This window comes from Variovorax boronicumulans, assembly GCF_029892485.1.
GTDB classification, from domain to species: Bacteria; Pseudomonadota; Gammaproteobacteria; order Burkholderiales; family Burkholderiaceae_C; genus Variovorax; species Variovorax boronicumulans_B.
The window spans coordinates 1-21,651 of sequence record NZ_JARXVG010000023.1 but is presented as its reverse complement, the minus strand read 5'-3'; the positions used below and the strand labels follow the sequence as shown (position 1 = coordinate 21,651).

The following is a 21,651-nucleotide window of genomic DNA, read 5'->3' as shown; positions in this document are numbered from 1 at the left end:
GCCGCTTGAGACTGAGGGAAGTTGGTCGGGTTGGGCCAACCCGTGACGGCGGCTGCCGATATGCCGATCGGCGTGGAATCTGCTTGCCACAGAATGGAACGCTGCCCGCGATCGTCTGGAATGGGTGTCCGCGATCAGTGGAATACGCAACTCGACTTTGGAACTGGCGAAATAAGCGATCAGAGCCGCTTCCTCGACAGCATCGTGGACCATTCCTCGACCAAGTCGTCCATTTGTTCCATCAAGCCGCCCTTTGCATCGATATCGGCAACCAGGGCAGCGCTGACAAATCCTGGCCCGCTCTCGCTCGACGGAGGAAGACGCCAGACCTCATAGCGAGTGACGCCCGAGCGCGTCCCCTTCGGCGGGAGAGGATTCGCGCCCCAAGCTGCGGCCAGTTCGGGAGCGGTTTGCTTCAGGTCCTCGAAGTCGATCGTCCATCGCTGATCACTCACCGTGTCGAATGCGGGCACAACTTGGGGCAGGAGATAGTCCCGAACAATGTTGTCGAGGTCGTGCAACACACCCCGCGGCGTCCCAGGATTTGGTCGAACGACGACTTCAAGCGCGACGGCGATCTCGAGTGGATCGAGAAGCCAGTTCCACCTGGTCTTGAAATCCGTAATCGCGCTGGCGATACGCGCTTTGAAGGCGTCGCCAGTTCCTTTTGCGATGGGCAGTTCTCCAACCTCCAGGCGAACCCCGTGCCAGCGGATCAGTTCCACCCAAGCGTCCGGGGCGAAGATGCGCGAGGCAACTTCGGATTGCCCGTACATCCAATGGAGCACGGAAACGTTCACTGTGCTGCGAGACAACAACGCCCGCTGCGCGTGATGGCGATAGAACTTCGTGAATGCGTCGTAGGTGGCGTCACCAAGCCGGATTCGCAGGGCCTCTTCGTTCTTGAAATGGTCCTTCAGTGACTTGACCCATTCGTCATTGCGATCGTCTTCGTACGGGTCCGACAGTTCGAGCTGCCTTGAGGCTTCGGTGGCGGTCTCCAGGTCTTTGAGCATCGCGGACATGGGTCGAGCCTCAAGCATGGTCAGTGGCTGCGCTTCTCCGTGACGGCACGACACGGAAAGCGCCTGGATCTGCTTGTCATCCTTGTACAGCACGCAGGCCTCCCGCCCTTTCACGTTCGGCCTTCGTGCGGCGAGCAGATCCAGAATGTTCTTGGCGATGGTGTGGGCCTGAGGCGGATTCTTCGAACTCGTGCTCAGGTCGATCCGCAAAGCGAGGCTGCCCTTGAAAGCCATCCGTTTTCTCATCAACATGCCGGCGAGTACCTCGGCCTGAAACCTGTCGCGATCCACCTCGGACATCCGCTTCGACTGAGGTTCGACATCGTGGACCGCTACGTGGAGCCGGCGGGACTTGCGCGAACGGTATTGAGCCAGCTGGCCCTCGTCTGTTTGAAGGAAGTTGCGCGTTGATTTCAGCGGCATGCGTGTACCCGGATATCTTTCGGCGGGTGCCGGAGCTCTTTCGTAAGCGGAGTCTCGAAACAGTCGGCAGGTGTTAAACGAAGCGATCGCGACGGCGGTTTCGCTCCAACCGCGGGCAAGGTAGCGGTCGGCGCGCTTCCTTAGGCACGTGGGTTCAATGGCCGCATTTGAGCAGGAACTGGGACCTTGGCATACCCCGGCGACCGGCAGCAACCGCTGCATAGCAGTCAATGTTATCTGGCCATAGGCAGTAGCGCCTTCAAGAACAAGCGCGGAGGGCTACTGGTGCTAGGTCGCTGGTTGTGAGGTCGACTGCGCCACACGAAGCGCAGTGAACGGCCGGGCGAGAAGCATCTGTGAACTCAAGCCATTCGTTTGCCCGCAGTGCCGCTTCAGTGTCCGAATCGCATCGTCGTAGCTGGACCAACGAGCGGGTAGCAATCGACGCCAGTATCTAAGAAGGCGCTTTGAGCTGACCGGCAAACTCGAGAAGTGACTTTCGCTGCTTAGTGCTCAGTTGGCCAAACCAGAGGATGAGCTTGGCCAATTCGTCGTCTACTGCGTAAAAGTAAGCGGCGGGTATGCCGAGCTCGCCTGCGAGTCGATGGGCAAACGCGATGTTTGGCTCGTGAATTCCGCTCTCGTAGCGAGAGATGCGCGCGCTTGCGGTGCCTTCGTCCAGCCCCGCTTTCACTCCAAGCTTGTCCTGCGGCAGCCCGGCTGCCATTCGCGCAAGCCGCAGACGTGCACCGAAGACTGAGCGAGGAGATTGGCTGGACGACACTCTACGATAGTCGTAATATCGACTATCCACGTCTCTACGTTTTTCGTAGAATTTGCACTTGCAAATCCTGCGCAAAGGCAAGTCACACGTGCCCAATCGAGCAATTGCATCCCCACTACCCACTGCCCGGCCTTTGAGGTTGCCGGTCTCGGTGACGCGTGCGCGGCCGCGGCAACCCGCTCCGGTCGTGCGCAGCCTGTCCGCGGCACGCATTGGCGCGCAGGTGAGGGCGTTGCGTATGGCGGCCGACGTGTCCGGCGGTGCGCTGGCGAAGGTCTCGGGTATTTCATCCTCGATGCTCTCGCGCATCGAGCGCGGGCTGGTCTCGCCTTCGGTGGAGACCTTGGAGCGCCTCGCGAATGGTTTGGGTGTGCCGGCGTCGCGCTTCTTTGGCGATCAGGCACGCCGCACGGACTTCTGCCATGTGCGCGCGGGGCAGGGCGTTGTCGTCGATCGCGTCGGCGCTGTTTCAGACTACCGCTATGAGCTGCTGGGGCATCTGCTGTCCGGCAACCTGTTCGTCGAGCCCTACCTCGTCACGTTGCTGCCGGGTGCCGATCCCTACGTAACCTTTCAGCATCCGGGCCTCAAGTTCCTGTACTTCCTCTCCGGAGAGGTCCGCTATCGGTATGGCGGCAAAGTGGTCGAGGTGAGGTCAGGGGACTCGTTGCTGTTCGAGGCCACGGCGCTGCATGGCATCGAGACGATCCAGGATCAGCCGGTCTCGTACCTGTCGGTGGTGTTCACGCTGCGCGAGTGAGTGGGGAGGGCGGTCCCTTCAGCCAAGTTCAATGGTCTTGCGGCGGCCCTTGACGATTGACACTGGCTCGCAAGCATCCGTTGCAGAGAGCACAAGGTGCGGCGCGCCGAAAGGACTGCAAATACGGCTGTCGGCGCCCGAGCAGAGCGTGAGTCGTTCTGGCCGGCTGCTCCTTGGGGTTGTCGATCCCGCTCCACCTCTATGGCTCGGCGGCGTCCATCGGCGTCGCGCTCCCACACGTTGATGTTGATCGCGTGCGAGACAAGGCGCCCCCACCGCCCTTGTTCGCAAGCTTCCCGAGCTTCAGAAGAAGCCGAGTTTCTTCGGCGAATAGCTCACCAGCAGGTTCTTGGTCTGCTGGTAGTGATCGAGCATCATCTTGTGCGTCTCGCGGCCGATGCCCGACTCCTTGTAGCCGCCGAAGGTGGCATGCGCTGGGTAGGCGTGGTAGCAATTGGTCCACACACGGCCCGCCTTGATGGCCCGGCCCATGCGGTAGGCGGTGCTGCCATCACGCGTCCACACGCCGGCCCCGAGGCCGTACGGGGTGTCGTTGGCGATCTCCAGCGCCTCGGCCTCGGTCTTGAATGTGGCGACGGCGAGCACGGGACCGAAGATCTCTTCCTGGAAGATCCGCATCTTGTTGTGGCCCTTGAACAGCGTCGGCTGGATGTAGTAGCCACCGGCCAGTTCGGCGCCCAGTTCGGCCCGCCCGCCGCCGATCAGGCATTGGGCGCCTTCCTGCTTGCCGAGCTCCAGGTAGGTCATGATCTTGTCCATCTGCATGGCCGAGGCCTGCGCGCCCATCATCGTTTCGGTGTCCAGCGGGCTGCCTTGCTTGATGGTCTTGATCCGCTCCAGCGCACGCGCCATGAACCTGTCGTAGATCGACTCCTGGATCAGCGCGCGCGACGGGCAGGTGCAGACCTCGCCCTGGTTGAAGGCAAACAGGACCAGGCCCTCGATGGCCTTGTCGAAGAAGTCGTCGTCCGCATCGGCGACGTCTTCGAAGAAGATGTTGGGGCTCTTGCCGCCGAGCTCCAGCGTCGCTGGAATGAGGTTGCCGGCCGCGGCTTGCGCGATCACCCGTCCGGTAGCGGTCGAGCCGGTGAACGCGATCTTGGCGATGCGCTTGCTCCCGGCCAGCGCCATGCCCGCTTCGCGCCCGTAGCCGTTGACGATGTTGAGCACACCCGGCGGCAGCAGGTCGGCGATCAGCTCGGCCATCACCATGATGCTGACGGGCGTCGATTCGGCCGGCTTGAGCACCACGCAGTTGCCCGCGGCGATGGCCGGCGCAAGCTTCCAGGCCGCCATCAGGATCGGGAAGTTCCACGGAATGATCAGGCCCACGACGCCCAGCGGCTCGTGGAAGTGGTACGCGATGGTGTTCTCGTCGATCTCGCTCAGTGCACCTTCCTGCGCCCGCAGGCAACCGGCAAAGTAGCGGAAGTGATCGACCGTCAGGGGAAGGTCCGCGTTGAGCGTCTCGCGGATCGGCTTGCCGTTGTCCACCGTCTCCGCATAGGCCAGCAGCTCGAGGTTCTGCTCCAGGCGGTCGGCAATCTTCAGCAGCACGTTGGCGCGTTCGGCCGGCGAGGTGCGGCCCCATGCGTCCGCGGCCGCATGGGCTGCGTCGAGGGCCAGCTCGATGTCTTCCGCGCCGGAGCGGGCCGCTCGTGTGTAGGGCTTGCCGGTGATCGGCGTGATCACATCGAAGTACTGGCCTTTCACCGGCGGCACGAACTTGCCGTTGATGAAGTTGTCGTATGCGGGCTTGAAGTCGATCTTCGCGCCCGGGGTGTGGGGATCGGCGTATTTCATGGTCTTGTGTCTCCGTTTGTTGAGGCTCCGCGCCAACCGGATGTCGTGCGGACCCGGGATGGCGCATCGCACGCGGCGTGCCAGCCGGGGTTCAGCGGCGATTCCCCTGATCTGGCGCAAGAACCGCGTCAGTTCCAGGCGCCAGACTGTGCAAGCGGTGCCTTGCGTTGAACATCTGTCACGAAACGGGACAGTCCGGTGCCGCATACGTGATCAACCACCTGCAGACCCATCGCGTGTTGCCCGGACGCTGGCCGGCAACCGCACATACCGAGGCTCAAAGAGCCCGCATGGAGACAAGATGCATGCTCATACGCTCGTCACTCGAACGCGGGAGTCGCGTTTGCGAGAGGCGCGCCTCCAACTGCTGGGCACCGGCGAGGTCGCGGACGGCCTGGTCGACGATTCCCTGCGCCGCAGTTGGGAGCGCAGCCGCGGCTTCGGCCTGGTCCCCGCAGGCCGTGTTCAGGGGGCGCCGCATGCTTCCGCGGCGCAACTGATGCGGGCACTGGACCGGCAGCGCGAACTGGCGTCCCATGCCCAGCCCATGATGGAATTCCTGCACGAGCAGATGCGCGACACCGGCAGCATGGTGATCCTTGCAGATGCACAGGGCACGCTGCTGCGGGCCATGGGCGATGCAGGCTTCGCAAGCCGGGCCCAGCGCGTGGCGCTGCGGCCAGGTGCCAGCTGGCACGAACAGTGGCGCGGCACCAATGCCATCGGCACTGCACTGACCGATGGCGTGCCGGTGGAGGTGCGCGGTGGGGAGCACTACCTCGAGCGCAATGGCTTCCTGACCTGCACCGCCGCTCCGATCGCCGATCCCTGCGGTCGGGTGCTCGGTGTGCTCGATATTTCAGGGGACCGGCGCAGCTACCACCGCCACACGCTGGGCCTGGTGCGCCTGGCGGCGCGCACGATCGAGCAGAAGCTGTTCGACACGCGCCACGCCACGAACCTGCGCCTGCGGTTGCACGCGCAGCCCGAGGGCATCGGCAGCGCGACCGAAGGGCTGCTGGCCCTGTCGGACGACGGCTGGCTCATCGGCGCCGACGCCACGGCACTGGCGATGCTGGGGCTCTCGCACGCCGACATGGGCGCCAGCACCATCGAGCGGGTGCTGCAGCTGGACATGGCGATGCTTGGCGATTGGTGCCGCCGTCCCGCGGCCGCGCCGCGGGCTGTGCGCCGGCATGACGGAAGCGTGCTCTGGGCCCGGGTGGAGGCGGGTCGAGGCGTGCTGGTTGCCCGCCGTGGCGGCAGCGCCCCCCGGCCCCAGGCCGCGGCACCGGCCGACGCCCTGGAGCAACTGGACACGGGAGATTCGGTCATGCAGGCGGCCATCGATCGCGCGCGACGCGTGATGGACAAGCCGATCTCGCTGCTCCTGCTGGGCGAATCCGGTGTCGGCAAGGAAGTGTTCGCCAAAGCCGTCCATGCGAGCGGAGCGCGTGGCGGAGGGCCGTTCGTTGCGGTCAATTGCGCGGCGCTGCCCGAGACGCTGATCGAGGCCGAACTCTTCGGTTACCGGCCGGGCGCCTTCACAGGGGCGGGCCGCAATGGCGCGCCTGGCCGCATCCGCGAGGCCGACGGCGGCACGCTGCTTCTCGACGAGATCGGCGACATGCCGCTCGGCCTGCAGACGCGGCTGCTTCGCGTTCTGCAGGATCGCCAGGTGACGCCGCTGGGCGGCGGCAAGCCGGTCGCCGTGGATTTCAGGCTCGTTTGCGCCACCCACCGCAATCTGCGCGCCGAGATGGAGAAAGGGCGCTTTCGGGAAGACCTGTACTACCGGCTCAACGGCCTGACGCTGCAGTTGCCGCCACTGCGTGAGCGGCAGGACAAGCTGCAAATGATGGCCGGAATGCTGCGCGACATCCTCCCGGATCGCGAACTCCAGATCGCGCCCGACCTGGCATCGGCCATGTCGCGCTACCGCTGGCCTGGCAACCTTCGTCAGTTGAATCATGCGCTGCGCACTGCATGCGCCTTGCTCGACGACAGCGACACGGTGGTCGATTGGCGCCACTTGCCAGACGACCTGGTCGACGACCTGCGCGGTGCAGCGACGATGCGCGAAGCCATCGACGAGACCGTCGATCTGCGTGCGCAATCGGAACGAACGGTGAAGCAGGCCGTGCATGCCAGCGGCGGCAACCTCTCGGAGGCTGCGCGTTGCCTGGGCATCAGTCGCAACACGCTGTATCGGAAGCTGCGTGAGTTCGATCCGCGCTAACTCTGTCGCGTGTAACGCAGCTCGGAGACATGGCGCTCGATGACCGGCCGCGCCGGATCAGCCCTGCGATAGGTTTCGGCGTCGTGGCCTCGCGCGCAAGGCTTGCTCGCGCATGAGTCGCTCGATGCGCTGCAAACCGCATCGCTGCCCCTGCGTCAGCACGTCATGCCAGGCACGTCCGGCGCCATAGGTGCGCTACCCAGGAAGCTTTGACGCACCTGGCTGCCGAGCACCTCGTCGTCCAGACTTCGTTTGCTTCGCGGCCTGCCCAGCCACGCATAGAACCCGCTTCGCGAGACACCGAGCGCCTCGCACATCGTTGCCAACGACCACGCTCCTCGGTGTTTCGCAACGAAGCCGAACTTCACATCGACTCCTTGGGGAGTAGGCCGCCGCTTTTTCAGCAGGTCGCGCTCCATGCGCAGGTGGATCACTCGCGATACAAGACGTTCACCATCTCCCCCCTTGCCAAGGCGAGGACTTCATCAAGCGTGTCGACTTCAAGCACTGAGTACGTCAGCTCCTGTCCACTCACTAGCGGCGCGTTTTCGGGCGATGGTGTGGTTTCTACTTCGATAATTTTCTTGATGCCTGCGAAGACGTAGCTCGCCTTCTTCTCGTTTAGCTCCAGATGCCCGTCCTCTCCGGAATCCTCGCTTGCTCTGGCGATAGTTTCTGCCTTGACTCTCGCTTCATCTGAGTCGGCTGCATTGACGATGTACACGTTTTCATGCAGAAGAAAGGACTCTTGACTCTCATCGATCAGCTTGAAGTAAAACAGTGCGTGTGCGGCGTACCACATAGAACTCCTCTCGATTTGGGATTAAAAACACTTGACTGGTGCGTTCGTACGAATGGTCCCTGCGTCGGTCCGTCATCGGCAGCATCGCTATTTTTTCCGACTATCTTTATCCGTATTCCGCTCACCTCGTGCCTTCTGCTCCTTGACGAGTCTCTTCCGTTCTTCTGCGCTTGTTCCGGCTTCTTTGAGGCGTCGTTTAATCTCCTCGGAAGATACCCCTACAAGACCAGAGTCTCGAATATTCTGCTTGCCGCCCTTTGCCATCTCCATGATGAGATCGCTTGCTGACGTAACGATCGCCTTGCAGCCGTTCATCAGCATCCCGGGCAACCCAGCCTCGGGCAGCGATGGCATCGGGATGCTTGGCATCGGAATAAGGGGGCGGCCTTCCCCGGGGTACTCAGGATCGACCCAAGGTGAAGGTCCATACTCGCACTCCATTCCCAGACCCCCGGCGATGGGTCGACATCCGTAGAGACCCTTCGGATCGCTATAGCTAATGGGATCTCCGCCCGCATAGCTGAACCGATTCCATCCGCCGTCGAGTCCAATCGGATCAGGCTGGCTGTAACGCCCTGTCCTCGCGTCGTAGCTCCTGAAGTAGTTGTAGAACAGCCCTGACTCTTCATCCGCGTACTGTCCCGGGTACCTCAGGTTGAACTTCACCGCGGCGATGTTCGTGGTGCCCGGGTTGGGTGTGGTCTCGAGGTTGGCGAAGCGGTTCCTCGCCAGCGTCGGCTTGTCTTCCCCGAATGCGCTGTAGCTCCATTGCCAAACGGCTTGTCCACTCGCATTGGTGAGTTTTCTTGGCGTGTTCAGGTGATCGCTGTGGATCGCATAGATGCTGCCGTCGATCACGACCGCGACTGGCATCGGACCGTTGGCCGTGGGCAGGTAGATGTACTGCGCCTGGCCAGCGCTGCTGGCACCACCGCTGCCGGTTTCCGAGAGCAGCGCGCCAGCTTCGTCATAAGCAAATGCGAAGCCCAGTTGCTCGGCTTGAACGGTCGACGGTGTCCATTCCTTCGCGAAGAAGGCGCTCAGCGCGGCACCCGCTGTCCCCTGCAGGGGAAAGACCGGTTCGGTCTTGAACAGCCGTTGGCCCAAGGCGTTGTGCGCATAGCGGACGGTGGGGCTGCTGTCCGTCGCACCGGTGGTCGCCGTCTTCAGCCGTCCTTCGGGGTCGTAGGCAAAACTGCGCAGACCATCGTTCGTGAGGTCGCCGTTGGCGTTGTAGCCATAGGTCACGTTGGTGGTGATGGTGCCTGCGGTCTGGCTGAAGCCCGTGAGCCGGTTGCTGCCGCTGCCTACCGTGTATGAGCGACTGGTGGTTTGGCCGCCGATCCCTCGCGTGCTGCTGCTGCGGTTGCCGTTCGCGTCGTATCCGAAGCCCGCCGTATCACCGGTCGCATTGAATCCGGTGATGCGCCCCACGGCGTCATAGCCCACGGTCCAGGTCATGTTGCCATTGGCGATCGTGCTGTTCGCAGGGTTGGTGTCGCCGGGCTTGTAAAGGTTCTGGGTCAGGCTGGTGATCCGGCCTGCGGCGTCATAGACGTAGCTGCCGAACTCGGTGGCGGTCAGTCGACCGGCCGTGTCGTACGCCCGGCTTGCAGACAGCGCCGGCGACACGAAAGCCCAGGTCCACGCCGTCGGCTGGCCGAGCACGTTCCAGGAGATGCCGGTGACCAGCGGCTGACCGTTCCAACTCAACCCTGTCAGACGCCCCGTGGCGTCATAGCTGTACAGCAGCAGGCTGCCGTTGGGATAGCTGATGCTGCCGAGGGTGCCGTTCGCGTTGTGGCCGTACAGCACTTGTTGCGCGCTGCCGTTCGCCAGGGTCTGCTGCTTGACCGCCACCCGGCCGAAGGCATCACGGGTGTAGGCGGTGGTACCGCTGCGATCGGTGAACGAGCTCAGGTAGCCCCTGCTTGCCGTCGTCGCGTCGTAGCTCAGCGTGGTCGTGCGGCCGTCCGCAAAGAGCAACTGGGTCGGGCGGCCGAGCGCATCGCGAGTGATCGTGGTTGCCTGTCCCAGCGCATCGGTGATCTGCTTGGGAAGTCCGAGGCTGTCGTATTGCGCGCTTGCGGCGCCTGTGTCGGCGCTGGCCTCGGCGGTCGAATTGCCCAGCGCATCGCGCGCATAGCTCGTGGCGACCCCCTTGAAATCGGTAGCGCCGGTGACGGAATCCAGTGCGTTGTAGGCGAGCACGGCGGTGGCGTTCGCGGCGTTGGTAATGGTCCTCACGCGCCGCAGGCCATCGAGTCCGTACTGCGTGGACTGGCTCAGGCCATTGGTCTCGGAACTCAGTTCGCCGTTGGCGTCGTAGCCGAAACTGTTCGTCTGGTTCGATCCCTCGGTCTTGGCCGCCAGGCGATTGAGGTTGTTGATGGTCCGCACGGCGTTCCAGGCCACCGCGCCACCGTTGTTCTTGAGTTGCTCGCCGGTGCGATTGCCCATCGCGTCCAGCGTGTAGGTGCCGCTCTCGCCGCGGTTGTTGCTCCAGCCGGTCAGACGGTGCGCGGCGTCGTACGCGTAGCTCAGCACCAGGCCTGTGGGCAGCGTGAGGGTGTCGACAGTGCCCGTTGGCTTGTAGGTCAGCGTGGTGGTCTGCTGGCCGGCCAGCCCGGCCCCGGCCGTCTTGGTGAGCAGTCGGTCCCGGTTGTCGTAGGTGTAGGTGGTGACAAGGCCGTTGGGTGTCGTGGTGCTCGTGACCCGGTTCGCGCTGTCATAGGCATAAAGGGTCACGTGTCCCAGCGCATTGGTCACCGTGGTGAGGTTGCCCCGCGTGTCGTAGAGATAGCTGGTCACTGCCCCGTTCGGCTCGGTCTGCGTGTCGGCCAGGCGCTGTGCGTTGTAGGTCCACTGCCAGGTTCGCGTGGTATTGGGCGAAGTGGCTGTGTCCGTCACGGCGCGGCTCAGCAGATTGCCATTCGCGTCATAGGTGTAGGTGGTGGTGCGGCCGGTCTCCGTGACCGTGGCGGGAAGACTGAACGTTGGGTGCCACTGCGTCGTGACCGTCTGCGCTTCGGGAGTGCCAGATGCCCGGACCACGGTGGTCGGCAAGCGTCGCACCGGGTCCCAGGTGGTGGCGGTGACCACGCCCTTGAAGTCGGTCTCGGAGGTCACCAAGCCGTTGCTGTCCTGGATGCGGGAGGCCGCGTCGGCGCCGCCGCTCCCGGAGGGCAGGGAACCACCGGTCACGGCCAACGTGCCCTTGGTAGTGCCGTAGCTGTAGCTGCGGCTCGTGCCGAGGGGATCGACGACGGTCGCGGAGCTCGCTGAGGGATAGCTCACCTGGTAGCGGTTCACCGTTCCCGCAAGCTGCGTGTCGATGGCACGGCCTTGGGCGTCGTAGCTGAAGGTCGCGAAGCGCGCTCCGGTTTCGTCCAGGATGCCCGTCAGGGCCTGCGGGTACGTCGCGTTCTCGTAGACATAGGTCCGGGTCTTCGTGTCGGGGTACGTGACCACTGACAGCCGTCCCGCGGCGTCATAGGCGTAGGCGATGCTGCGCAGGTCGGGCGTCGAGACGGAGGCGAGCAGCCCGTTTCCGTTGTAGTTCAGTGTCAGCATCCGGCCGAACCCGTTGCTGATGGTCGCCAACTGACCCGCGGTGTTGTAGGCGTACGTGGTGACCCATCCGTTGCGCTGCATGAGCGTCTGCAGCTTGCCGTCGGCGGCGAATGCCAGCGTGGCGTCGTCGTCGGCCCGACGGTACGACCAGGTGCCATTGCCCGCCTGCACCAGCGTGTCTGCGCTGTTCGTGGTCGTCCAGGTCGTGGCGCCTGAAGGCTTGGTGAATGCCCGCAGGGTGCCTTCTGCATTGTTGATTGCGACCGACGTGGGGTTGACGGCGGGGGTGAACTTCAGGACCGTCGCATGGTTGTGGGCCCAGGCCTTGCTCAGCGAGCCGGCCGGGCGGGCTGCATCGGCGCCCCACGTGCTGCGGTACGTGCGTTGGAACGAAAGCGGCGACGGCCCGCCGTCAATGAAGTCGAGTTCCGACCGGTACTTTTCCGCGGTGGGCGGAAGGATCGGCGCGCCAAACATGGCGCCGTCGCGGCGGCACGACTGCTCGGGTGCCGCGCACTTGCCCGTGATCGGATCGACCAGCGACGGGTCGCACGCTGGCGCTGGCTCCTCGAGCGGACCGTACACGAGGGTATCGACCACTTCCACGGGAAGCCAGATGTTGAACTGTCGCTTCTCGATGTTCCCCCGGCAGATCTGTTCACCCAGTCCCATGTCGGGACCGGTGTAGGCATTGCTGTAGCGATGGGGCAGGGAACTGGTGGCTGTGTAGCCCGCCATGCGTCGCTGCAGTTCGCCGATGACGCAGGCGTCTTCAGGCGTGGGATAGTGGGTCTGGCTCGTGTCATAGCGCGAGTCCAGCCAGTAGCTCGCGGCGTTCGCGTGCGTTCCGAAGCTCAGCGCAAAAAACCCCAGGCTGATCCACAGCCACCTGGCAATGCATGATTTCATCGACCCCACTCCTCGCTATTTTTGGACGAAGCGAAGCGCTGCGGATCCTGCGCCAGCAAGCTGCGCGGATCTTTCATGCATCGCCCCCAAGGCATGCAGGTCGTGCGTTGATGCTGCGCGATGTGTCGCCGCTGCGCATGGCTTGCCATGGCAACTGACACTCCCTCCTCTTGCATCCCTGCCCTCCCGGCAGCACCTTCATGGGTCTTGAGGCCATCGAAGGTGGGCGGAAGATACGCGAGCGCCGTTCGATCTACAAACGCAGAACTAAATTCACATCGTGTTTCATCGGGGCTTTGGAATAGTTAAGTTGTCCTGCCCGTGGACTGAATTCTTTCAGCCGATTCGCTGTGTTCTTCAGCTGCTTCAAACGCAAAAGGAAGCATGCCAGACGAAATCTGGATGACTTGGCGGGACCGATACACAGCACCGTCCGGAAGTCGACCGTTGCGTACTTGTTGGATTCCACTGACCTCTGACCCACGCTGCGCAAAAGGCATGTCGAGGCTTCGGCGGCGCCCTGCGTGAAGGTCGTCGCCGCGTCCCGGTCGAGCTAAGGCGGGGGTCGGGCACGGGATCCTTCGGGGCGCTGCGAAGGGCGGGGGAGGGTGCCCCGAGGCTACCCTGTTCGTTCTCGCGTTCAGCCTTGCGCGCGCTGCGGCGGGGTCGGTGCGGCGCGCCGGTTTCATTGATGATGGGAACCGGGCGCGGGCGCACCTGCGCGCAGTCCATCCATCACGAGATCCATAAGGCGCGTCAGGCGTGGTTGCCATTCGCCTTTGGAATCGATTTGCCAAATGCCTGCAATAGCCAGAAAAAAAGTCATCCGTGGTCAAGCCTGGGCGGATGGTACCGGCTTCCTCGTTGGCCTGAAGCAGCCGCTGAGCAGCAGCGATCACTGGCGCATATCTGGACTCCTCCGAGCACTCTGACGTAGTGGAAGCTTGGCGCAAAGCATCGGCCAAGCCAGCCTTGGTCATGGCGTACTGGGCGAGACGGCCCATCCACTCCGCAGAGCTTGTTGCGGTGGGCTGGTCGGGAGCAGTTGGTTGGCGAATGCGCGGCATCACGGAGGGGCTCGCGGGGCCGGGCTCGCCAACTGATGAGTGGTCGATGCGGCTTCCCGTGCGCCTCGCCATTGCCATTCGAGGTCCGCGCATCAGGATCTGGAGACTGCTTTGAGGTGCCGGGCCAAGCGGGGCTGCGAACGCAGTGCTTCGCGTTCACTCATGCTCTGCGCCGGGACTGAGCCTTCCACCGGCCCCAGGCCTGCTGTCCAGGCTTCAAGGCAGAATTCCCCGATCGCAGTCATACGAGGCGGCGCGAGGGGCGACGCCGGTTTCACGAGGAGGATTGAATGGCAGTCGGAGTCAAGGTGGGCTCAATCACTGTCGAGCTCGGTGCACCGTCATTCGTGCACGCGTTCTTCTCGACCATCAGCGCGCATTGCGAGCCCGCTGGCTGGGCAGCCGCTTCCCCCAATTGATGAACGCGCTCTACCAAGGCCGTCTGTCACATGTGAATGCCTTGCTCGCGCTCGCTGAACTGCGGCAGGCCAAAGCGACCCTGAGTGGTTTGCCGCCCACGTCGGTGGTGTGGGACATCGACAACCGCCAAGCCATGCCGCCCTGGGGCGACAACATCGCGCCGCGCATCACGAGCCTCGGCCACTATTTCGTGTCGAGTGCGGGACGCGACGTGTTCGACCTGCTCGAGGGCGCGCTGGTGGCCTCTGCCGAGGGACTGCAGGACGCGGTTCTTCAGTGACCCGATCGAGTGGCGTTCCGGAGACGGCGACACAGCTTCGCAAATCCTCGCAGGCGGATGAGGCTTTCGGCCGAGGCTGCGGGAGAGAGTTCCAGTTCCACCGGCCTGTTTATCGCGACCGGCCGCCGCATAGCCTTTGCAATAATTTGACCATGAAGACGACCCAACTCCCGCCGGTTCGAGTGACGGCTGCGGTTCGAGAACAGATCGAGGACGTGCTCCTCGAAGGGGAAACGCTGTCGCACTTCGTCGAGCAGGCTTCGATCGATGCGGCACGTCGGCGCAAGGCGCAGCAAGATTTCGTGATGCGCGGACGCGCATCGCTTGCCCGCGCGCTCAAGACGGACGAATCCTATGCGGCGGACGAGGTCCTCGATGCGATGAAATCCCGGCTCGACATCGCGCGCAAGGCGATCGGACAGGAGCGAGGTGCAGTCTCCAGACCGATGAAGTACCTGACACGAACCGACTGCACGGACAGCCAGAAGGCATGGATGTGAGAGGGCCTGCGTGAAGCGCTTTCCCCTTCTCGAAGCCGCAGTCGGTGCATAGGCCATAGGCCGTGTTCCCGCATGCCGTGCGACGGTCATGTGCCTGGTTCGGGCGGCGCAGCCGGAAGCACAAGGCGGAATGTCGACCCGCTGGTGCCAGTTTCGTGCAGGATGACGTCGCCGCCATGGCGCATCGCGATCTCTCGCGCCAGGTGAAGCCCCAGTCCCGTGCCGGCCACTGCGCTCGCGGTTCCGGCTCGGAAATATTTCTCGAAGATGCGGGCCTTGTCGTTCATCGCGACTCCGGGCCCGCGGTCGATCACGTCGACCTGCACGATGTCGCCCGTCTGCCGCAGCACGACATGCACCGGTCGCTCCGGCGGCGAGTACTTCAACGCGTTCTGCATCAGGTTCTGCAGGGCGATCTCGAGCAGCGCGCGATCGCCGCGCACCCTGGACAGCGGTTCGCGCACGTCGATGAAAAGGCGCGAAGCGCCGGGAAAGTGGAAGCTCTCGCACAGGCCGCGCGCGAGCGCCGCCATGTCGAAGGTTTCGAGGCGAAGCATCCGGTTCTCGGGCTGCAGGCGGTCGGCCAGCAGGATGTTCTCGATCAGCATGGTCAGGCGCTGCACGGCGCGCCGGATCCGCTCGGTGCGCTGCTTCACCACGGGCTCCCCGCCGAGCTTCGAGATGTCGAGCGATTGCGCCGCGCCGTCGATCACTGTCAAGGGCGTGCGGAACTCGTGCGACACCATCGAGACGAACTCGCGCTGTTGCACGATCGCCTGGCGCTCGACCTCGAGCGACTCACGCAGCCGGGCCTCCAGACGGGCGCGGGCCGCGATCTCCTCATGCAGCGCGGCATTGGTCTGCTGCAGCTCGGCGGTGCGCCGCACGACCGTGCCTTCGAGCACGTGTTCGGCTTCCAGCCGCACTGCGCGCACGCGCTCGCGCTCGGCGCGGTAATCGCGCTCGGCGCGCCGCGTCCGGTCGGCCACAGCCACATTCAGCAGGACAAGGTGGCACATGGTGCCGAGCCAATAGATGCGATCAGGCGGCACGCCGGGCATCCCGTCGCCGAGCCAGAGCTTCAACAGCCCGTAGAGCCCGAGCACCGTCCCCACCGCGAAGGCCGAGGCCGGAAGGAGGTACTGGAACTGGCGCCGCACGAAGAGCAGGTAGCAGACGAAGACCGCGCCGAACAGCGTGGACGCAGTGCTGCCTGCGCTCGCCCAGGTCGCCATGGCCGCGTGATGGCCGGCCAGGACCAGCACGAACGCAACGAAGTTGAACGCCACCACCGCATTGAAGAAATGTGCCGCGGGCGGCCAATGGCGCCGGAACTGGAAGATGCGCGACATGAACGCGGTACCTACCATGTTGAAGAAGCAATTGACGGCAAGCAGCGTTTGAGCGACGCGTTCGGGGCGAGCGTCGAGGAGCCACTGCGCTGCGAACCCCTGGCGGTTGATCGACAGAGCCGCGATGCAGAGCACGTACAGCGCGTAGTGGGCGTAGAGCCCGTCCCGCAGCCAGGCCCCGAAGATCAGGTTCATGCAGACGGCGAGCAGGACGGCGCCAAGCAGCATGCCCATGATGGTGTAGTCGGCCGTGTGGTCGCGCTCGAAGCCGGCAGGCTGCCACAGGTCCAGTTCGGCCCGCAGCGACGGCCCGTCGTTGCGCACCCTCAGGAAATAGACGGCTGGCTCGGTCGAGATGTGGAGCGGGAACACGAAGTTGTGGTCGAGGATCTCGCGCGCAGTGAACGGGCGGGCGTCGCCGAGCGGCGTCTCGACGAATCCGCCACGCCCGTCCGGCGCATACAAGGTGGCTTCGTGGATGCGCGGCGGTCGCACGCGCAGCAGCCATCGTGCGGGCGCGTCGACCGTGCGCGCGAGCGAGAAGCGCAGCCACACGGCGTTGCGGCTGAAGCCTTCCTGCACCGGCCCTTCGAGCGGCTCGAAGCCGCTCTGCTGCGCGCCGCGCGCGACGTCGGCGATACGCCACCCGCCTGAGGGGTCGCGCTGGATCTCGAGGCCCCCGGAGAGTTGGACGCCGCGGCCGAGGCCATCGGAGGCCGACAGGACCAGCGCCCTGGCGGGCATCGCAAAGCACCACAGCAGCAGGAACAGAAGAGCGAGCAGGCGTCCCGGACCTGCCCGGGTGGTTTCGACGTCGAGGCGCATTGGGACGCGACTTTATACTTTCCGCGCATGCCATCCCCGAGCCAGCGTACCGGTCTTCTCGTCCATGTGATCGAGGACGACGAAGACATCCGTGCAGAAACCGTCTTCGCACTCGGAGAGCTCGGCTTCGACACGGAGGGCTTCGGCGACGCCCCGTCGTTCTACAAGGCGTTCGCGGTCCAGCCCTGCGACATCGCGGTGGTGGACATCGGCTTGCCAGGCGAGAGCGGTCTCGCGGTCGTCTCACATCTGCGCGCAATGCCGCGACGGCTCGGGCTGGTGCTGGTGACCGCGCGGGGCGAGCTCGAAGACCGGCTGCTGGGGCTGCGCGAAGGTGCAGACGCCTACCTGGTGAAGCCGGTGAACATGCTGGAATTGGCCGAGACGCTGAAGGCCGTCGGTCGGCGACTCACGGTCGAACCGCAGGGGAACGCAGCGACCGCGCCGCCCGCACCCGGCGCCTGGCGCCTGCTCGAGGGCGACTGGATCCTCGGCGACCCCGAAGGGCGGCAGATGGCGCTCACCACCAGCGAGCGCGCCTTCCTCGGCTGCCTTTTCGGGCAGCGCGGCACGGCGGCGAGCCGCGACGACCTGATCCGCGCGCTCGGCGGCGACGTGTTCGATTTCGACGAGCACCGCATCGATGCGATCGCCAGCCGGCTGCGGCGCAAGGCCGCGAAGCTCGGCATGCGCCTGCCGTTGCATTCGGTGCGCGGCAAAGGGTACGTGCTCGCGAACTGACGCTGCCGGCTGCCAGGGCGTAGGGGGCCCGGCGCATGGTCAGGAACCGTCAGAAATGGTCAGGAAGGGCGCATGAAACAAGCGAGCAGGGCTTGCACCATGCGGTACGCGCAACGCGCCGCATCTTCATGTCCTACTGGTTCCAATCTTCCGAGCCTGCCCACATCATGGTCATCGACGACAGCGTCGAGGAGCTCCAGGAGCTGCTCACCGCGCTGCGTCGCGCCGGCCATCGCATCAGCCTTGCCTTCGACGCGCTCGGGGGCTACCGCCGCGCGGCGGTGCTGCTGCCGGACTTGATCCTGCTCGACGTGCACTTGGGGGCCACCAGCGGCTTCGAGGCCTGCCGGTTGCTGAAGGCGGACCCCGCCACCGCGCACATCCCGGTGATTTTTCTCACCGCCGGGGCCACGCTCGAGGAGCGGCTGACGGGCCTGCGAGCGGGCGGTGTCGACTACATCCTCAAGCCCTTCGAACCCGAAGAGGTGCTGGTCCGCATCTCGGTCCATCTCGCGCTCGCACGCCGCGGCGCGCAACCACCCGACGGTGCCGCCGAGGCGCCCCGCAGGCCGCCGGCGTCCGAAGACGAAGCACCCCACGACCTGGACCGCGTGATCGCCACGGCTGCGCAGCGGCTCATCGAGAACGACCTTGCGAACATTCCGCCGCTGCCGGCGCTCGCCGCACGCGTGGGCACGCACGAGAAGCGGCTGACGCGGGCGTTCCGTGCCCACACGGGGCGCACGGTGCTCGAGTTCGCGCGCGAGGAGCGGCTGTCGCGGGCGCAGCATCTGCTCGCCCAGACGACGCTCAGCATCGAGGAGGTGGCGCACGCGATCGGGTTCTCGGGCGCGGCGAACTTCACGACGGCATTCAGGGAACGCTTCGGCAGCACGCCTGCGGCGTATCGGCGGCTGTGTGGCGGCTGCGCGTGCGGCGTCTGAAAAGCAGCGTTCCGCTCAGCCAGCGCCGCGACCCGAGCCGATGGCGCTGTCGAAGTGCTGCTGCGCGAGCACTGGGCGGCGCGATTCGCGCTGCAGCAGGCCTTGGTCGATTCAAGTGCGGGGCAGGGCCCGGCCGGTCACTGGCCGCACTCCACAACCGGGCTCAGCATCAAGGCTGCGCCTGCATGGGCGCCAGGGACTTCCCGCGCAGTCGATCGTTGTGCTCTTGAGAAGTTCTTTCTTGATGACAGTATTCCTTGCTGCCGACGAAAGAGCTCACCTGAACCGAAGCGCAGACGGCACACCTAGTGACGGGCTTGTTGCGCTGGCGGCGGTGCGGCCCCGGCTACAAAGCGCTCAGCGGGAGTCCATGCGCCTCGCGTCGTTGTCCCCGAGGGATCGACTCTCGCCATCCGAGTTCCCCTGCTGCCGATCGGACCTGTTCATGGCTTCGGATTCACCGGTCGGCAAGGTGCGCGCCTCGCTGGCCCAGGGGCGGGCCGTGGGGCCTCCAGTGCTTCGACGGTGGTTCGACGACAAGGTCGCCCCGGCTGAGCGCGCCGGATCTGGTCGCTTCCACCGCGCCGGCAGCGCAGACCCACAGCCACAGCGTCAAGCCCAGCAGCAAGCAGCGTGCCCCTGGGGGCCATGTGCGCAGCGGGTGCATCACGCATCGGGGGGCCGTTCGCCCACGCCGGTCTGGCGGCAGGCGGACGGCGTGCAGTTGAAGTACTCGCGAAATGCCGTCGCGAAATTCGCCGCACTCGAGAACCCCACCGCCGCGGCGATCTCCTCGATGCGCATGGCCGATTCGAGCAGCAGGCGCTGTGCCTCGTGCAGCCGTGCCTCGCGGACGAACTCGAAGACCGTGCGGTTCGCGAGTTCCTTGAACACGCGCGACAAGCGCTTCTCGTGCGTGCCCACGCGCGCAGCCAGCTCGCGCAGCGGCAACACGTGGCTCAGGTCGGCGAGGATCAGTCGCTCCGCCGCCTGCATGAGCGCGCGGTCCATGCCCGAGCCCGGCGCGCCGTCATCGTTCGCCGCAGGACGCTCGGGTGGGGGCGCAGATTTCGCGGGGGCACTGCGCGACCTGCGGGATTCCGCCAGTGCCAGGTGAATCTCGAGCCGGGCCATCACCTCGGCCGGATCGACGGGCTTCACGATGTAGTCCACCGCGCCGGCCCGCAGGCCCGTCAAGCGCTCTTCCAGGCTGCTCGATGAGGTCAGGAAGATCACCGGAATGTCCGCCGTGGCCGGGTCGGCCTTCAGCAGGCGGCAGGCGGCGAACCCGTCCGTGTTGCCATGACGCACGTCGAGCAGCACCAAGTCCATCTGCAGCGTCGTCGCGCGCCGGTAGCCCTCCATCGCGTCGAAAGCGAGGGTGATGCGGTAGCCGGCGCTCCGTAGCGTTTCCAGCAAGAGCTTGAGTTCGTCGACGCTGTCGTGGACCACCAGAAGATGAACTCTCCGGGGCTCCGGAGGTGACCAATAAGACATGGAAAGAACGGGCGCGGCGCAGTGGGACCGCGCTCTTTGGGTTGAAGCTGTGAACCAGGAAATTAACTGGCAATCATTCTCACAAAGTTCGCAGATTCATCCAATGACCAGAGGTAACGCCTGTGGATCTGACGGCCATTGAGTTCGATGACCTCCAAAAAAATCATCGCCCCGCAGGACGCCGACAGAGGGAACTGACCCTCGGGAAGCGGCCAATCCGGTGTTGCCGCAAGCGGGGGAATAGCCGGACGATTCGCTTTTTCAAAGTAATTGGACGCTCTGGCAAAACCCGGTAAGTACAAAAACGCCATTGCCGCCGCCCCCGGTGTTGCCCACCAACGAATTAGCTAATTTATGTCGCAATACGTGTGAAGTATTCGATGTTTGCACACCTTTGTAAAAGGTTGTCCGACGCGGCAAAAGCCGCGGCCTCTTTGGCAAACGCCCGGCTCGCCTCCCGCACCAAGAATGCCCCCCGTGCAAGCGCAAGCCGCGTGACCCCGGTCGGGTCTTGCTGGCCGAGTCCTCGAGAGCCACGGCACTCGAGATTTCCAATGTGCGACCCAGGTTGTTCGTCCAAGACGGAGGCGCCCCGGGGTCTGGAATCAAGAAGCAAGGACAAATCATGGAAGCTGTTTACAAGTCTGGTGGCGCATCCCGCAAAGCGGCGGCAGACACCCCTCTGGTTCTGGATCGCCCGTCGATCGTCTCGCTGAAGATCGCGCCCGAGAGCGTGCTCAAGTTTGAGCGTCGCGGCGGCGACCTCGTGCTCGTGTTGCGCGACGGCCAGGAGGTCGCCGTGCGCGGCTTCTTCGCCGAATACCCGGATGGCGGTCGCAACGATCTCGTGCTCGAAGACGCCGCCGGCGTGCAGTGGTGGGGTCAGTACACCGCTCCCTGGAAGGACTTCCACTTCACCGAAATCGAATGGAACGACGGCGCCGGCTTGCTGCTGCCGGACGGCGCGCAGGGCTGGCTGTTGGGTGCGCTCGGCGTGCTGGGCGTCGGTGCCGCCGCGAGCGGTGGTGGCGGTGGCGGTGGCGGCGGTGGCTCGGCCTTCATCCCGCCGCTGCTCCCCCCGCAAAACCGCGGCCCTGAAGGCAAGGCCGAACCCGTCGCCACCGAGCAGGACAAGCCCGTGACCGGGCAAGTGCAGGCCACCGACCCCGACGGCGACACGCTGAACTTCACCGTCGCCAAGGGCCCCGAGCACGGCACCGTCACTGTCGACCCGGCCACGGGCCAGTTCCTCTACACCCCCAAGCCCGGCTACGAAGGCCCCGACAGCTTCGAAGTGACCGTGAGCGACGGCAAGGGCGGCACCACCACCGTGAAGGTGCCGGTGACCGTCTCGCCCGTCAACGACGCGCCCACCGCGCCCGACTACACCGAGACCACAAACGAAGACACGCCCGTCAGCGGCCGGGTCGTCGGCAGCGATCTGGACAATGGCGACACGCTGACATACATCAAGGGCAGCGATCCGGCGAACGGCACGGTCACGGTCAATCCCGATGGCACGTATGTCTACACGCCGAACCCCAACTTCAACGGCACCGACACGTTCACCGTGACGGTGAGCGACGGCCATGGCGGCACGACGACGAGCACGGTGACGGTCACGATCGATCCGGTGAACGACGTACCGACGGTGCCCAACTACACCGAGACGACCGACGAAGACAC

15 protein-coding genes and 1 pseudogene are annotated in these 21,651 nt (G+C 64.8%); 7 read left to right on the top strand and 9 right to left on the bottom strand.

Features of this window, described 5'->3' with window-relative positions:
- Positions 1 to 179: 179 nt before the first annotated feature.
- Both M2282_RS30120 and M2282_RS30115 read right to left on the bottom strand, forming a co-directional pair.
- Complete coding sequence (locus tag M2282_RS30120; RefSeq protein WP_280812438.1) at positions 180 to 1,448, bottom strand: hypothetical protein; 1,269 nt, start codon at positions 1,446 to 1,448, stop codon at positions 180 to 182.
- Between the two features lie 454 nt (positions 1,449 to 1,902).
- On the bottom strand, positions 1,903 to 2,232 hold the full coding sequence (locus tag M2282_RS30115; RefSeq protein ID WP_348541755.1) for a helix-turn-helix domain-containing protein: 330 nt from the start codon (positions 2,230 to 2,232) through the stop codon (positions 1,903 to 1,905).
- Positions 2,233 to 2,419: 187 nt separating this feature from the next.
- Between M2282_RS30115 and M2282_RS30110 the strand changes: the two genes are divergently transcribed.
- Complete coding sequence (locus M2282_RS30110) at positions 2,420 to 2,992, top strand: helix-turn-helix domain-containing protein (RefSeq protein ID WP_280812465.1); 573 nt, start codon at positions 2,420 to 2,422, stop codon at positions 2,990 to 2,992.
- A 303-nt stretch (positions 2,993 to 3,295) separates the two neighbouring features.
- Here the strand turns inward: M2282_RS30110 and adh are convergent, their stop codons facing one another.
- The gene (gene adh / locus M2282_RS30105) at positions 3,296 to 4,816 is read right to left on the bottom strand and encodes an aldehyde dehydrogenase (RefSeq protein ID WP_280812437.1); all 1,521 of its coding nucleotides are present in this window, start codon (positions 4,814 to 4,816) and stop codon (positions 3,296 to 3,298) included.
- Between the two features lie 301 nt (positions 4,817 to 5,117).
- On the opposite strand from adh, the gene M2282_RS30100 reads away from it, so the two are divergent.
- Positions 5,118 to 7,055 carry a sigma-54-dependent Fis family transcriptional regulator gene (locus M2282_RS30100; RefSeq protein ID WP_280812436.1) on the top strand — a complete coding sequence of 646 codons (1,938 nt, stop codon included), beginning with the start codon at positions 5,118 to 5,120 and terminating at the stop codon, positions 7,053 to 7,055.
- A 69-nt stretch (positions 7,056 to 7,124) separates the two neighbouring features.
- Here M2282_RS30100 and M2282_RS30095 read toward each other — a convergent pair.
- The 4 genes and pseudogenes from M2282_RS30095 to M2282_RS31080 form a co-directional block, all read right to left on the bottom strand.
- A pseudogene (locus M2282_RS30095) lies at positions 7,125 to 7,507 on the bottom strand (IS3 family transposase); the annotation flags it as partial.
- Positions 7,486 to 7,857 carry a DUF4288 domain-containing protein gene (locus M2282_RS30090; RefSeq protein ID WP_280812435.1) on the bottom strand — a complete coding sequence of 124 codons (372 nt, stop codon included), beginning with the start codon at positions 7,855 to 7,857 and terminating at the stop codon, positions 7,486 to 7,488. The pseudogene M2282_RS30095 and the gene M2282_RS30090, both read right to left, overlap by 22 nt.
- 87 nt (positions 7,858 to 7,944) lie before the next feature.
- Positions 7,945 to 12,339: an RHS repeat-associated core domain-containing protein gene (locus tag M2282_RS30085; RefSeq protein WP_280812434.1), complete on the bottom strand. Its 4,395-nt coding sequence runs from the start codon at positions 12,337 to 12,339 to the stop codon at positions 7,945 to 7,947.
- A gap of 305 nt (positions 12,340 to 12,644) precedes the next feature.
- Positions 12,645 to 13,319 (bottom strand): hypothetical protein, encoded by a 675-nt coding sequence (locus M2282_RS31080; RefSeq protein WP_348541754.1) that lies wholly within the window; start codon positions 13,317 to 13,319, stop codon positions 12,645 to 12,647.
- 505 nt (positions 13,320 to 13,824) lie between these two features.
- Between M2282_RS31080 and M2282_RS30080 the strand changes: the two genes are divergently transcribed.
- Both M2282_RS30080 and M2282_RS30075 read left to right on the top strand, forming a co-directional pair.
- Complete coding sequence (locus M2282_RS30080; RefSeq protein ID WP_280812433.1) at positions 13,825 to 14,106, top strand: Imm70 family immunity protein; 282 nt, start codon at positions 13,825 to 13,827, stop codon at positions 14,104 to 14,106.
- Positions 14,107 to 14,258: 152 nt separating this feature from the next.
- On the top strand, positions 14,259 to 14,606 hold the full coding sequence (locus M2282_RS30075; RefSeq protein WP_280812432.1) for a YlcI/YnfO family protein: 348 nt from the start codon (positions 14,259 to 14,261) through the stop codon (positions 14,604 to 14,606).
- 86 nt (positions 14,607 to 14,692) lie between these two features.
- Here M2282_RS30075 and M2282_RS30070 read toward each other — a convergent pair whose 3' ends face one another.
- A complete protein-coding gene (locus M2282_RS30070; protein WP_280812431.1) occupies positions 14,693 to 16,783 on the bottom strand; it encodes a sensor histidine kinase in 2,091 nt (696 codons plus the stop codon).
- Positions 16,784 to 16,810: 27 nt separating this feature from the next.
- Here M2282_RS30070 and M2282_RS30065 point away from each other — a divergent pair, with 27 nt between their 5' ends.
- Positions 16,811 to 17,524 carry a response regulator transcription factor gene (locus M2282_RS30065; protein WP_280812430.1) on the top strand — a complete coding sequence of 238 codons (714 nt, stop codon included), beginning with the start codon at positions 16,811 to 16,813 and terminating at the stop codon, positions 17,522 to 17,524.
- A 128-nt stretch (positions 17,525 to 17,652) separates the two neighbouring features.
- On the top strand, positions 17,653 to 18,468 hold the full coding sequence (locus M2282_RS30060) for a helix-turn-helix domain-containing protein (protein ID WP_280812429.1): 816 nt from the start codon (positions 17,653 to 17,655) through the stop codon (positions 18,466 to 18,468).
- 666 nt (positions 18,469 to 19,134) lie between these two features.
- On the opposite strand, the gene M2282_RS30055 is transcribed toward M2282_RS30060, so the two are convergent.
- The gene (locus M2282_RS30055) at positions 19,135 to 19,965 is read right to left on the bottom strand and encodes a response regulator transcription factor (RefSeq protein WP_280812428.1); all 831 of its coding nucleotides are present in this window, start codon (positions 19,963 to 19,965) and stop codon (positions 19,135 to 19,137) included.
- A 625-nt stretch (positions 19,966 to 20,590) separates the two neighbouring features.
- Between M2282_RS30055 and M2282_RS30050 the strand changes: the two genes are divergently transcribed.
- Positions 20,591 to 21,651 (top strand): Ig-like domain-containing protein (locus M2282_RS30050; protein WP_280812427.1); only part of this gene is annotated, 1,061 nt, incomplete at its 3' end.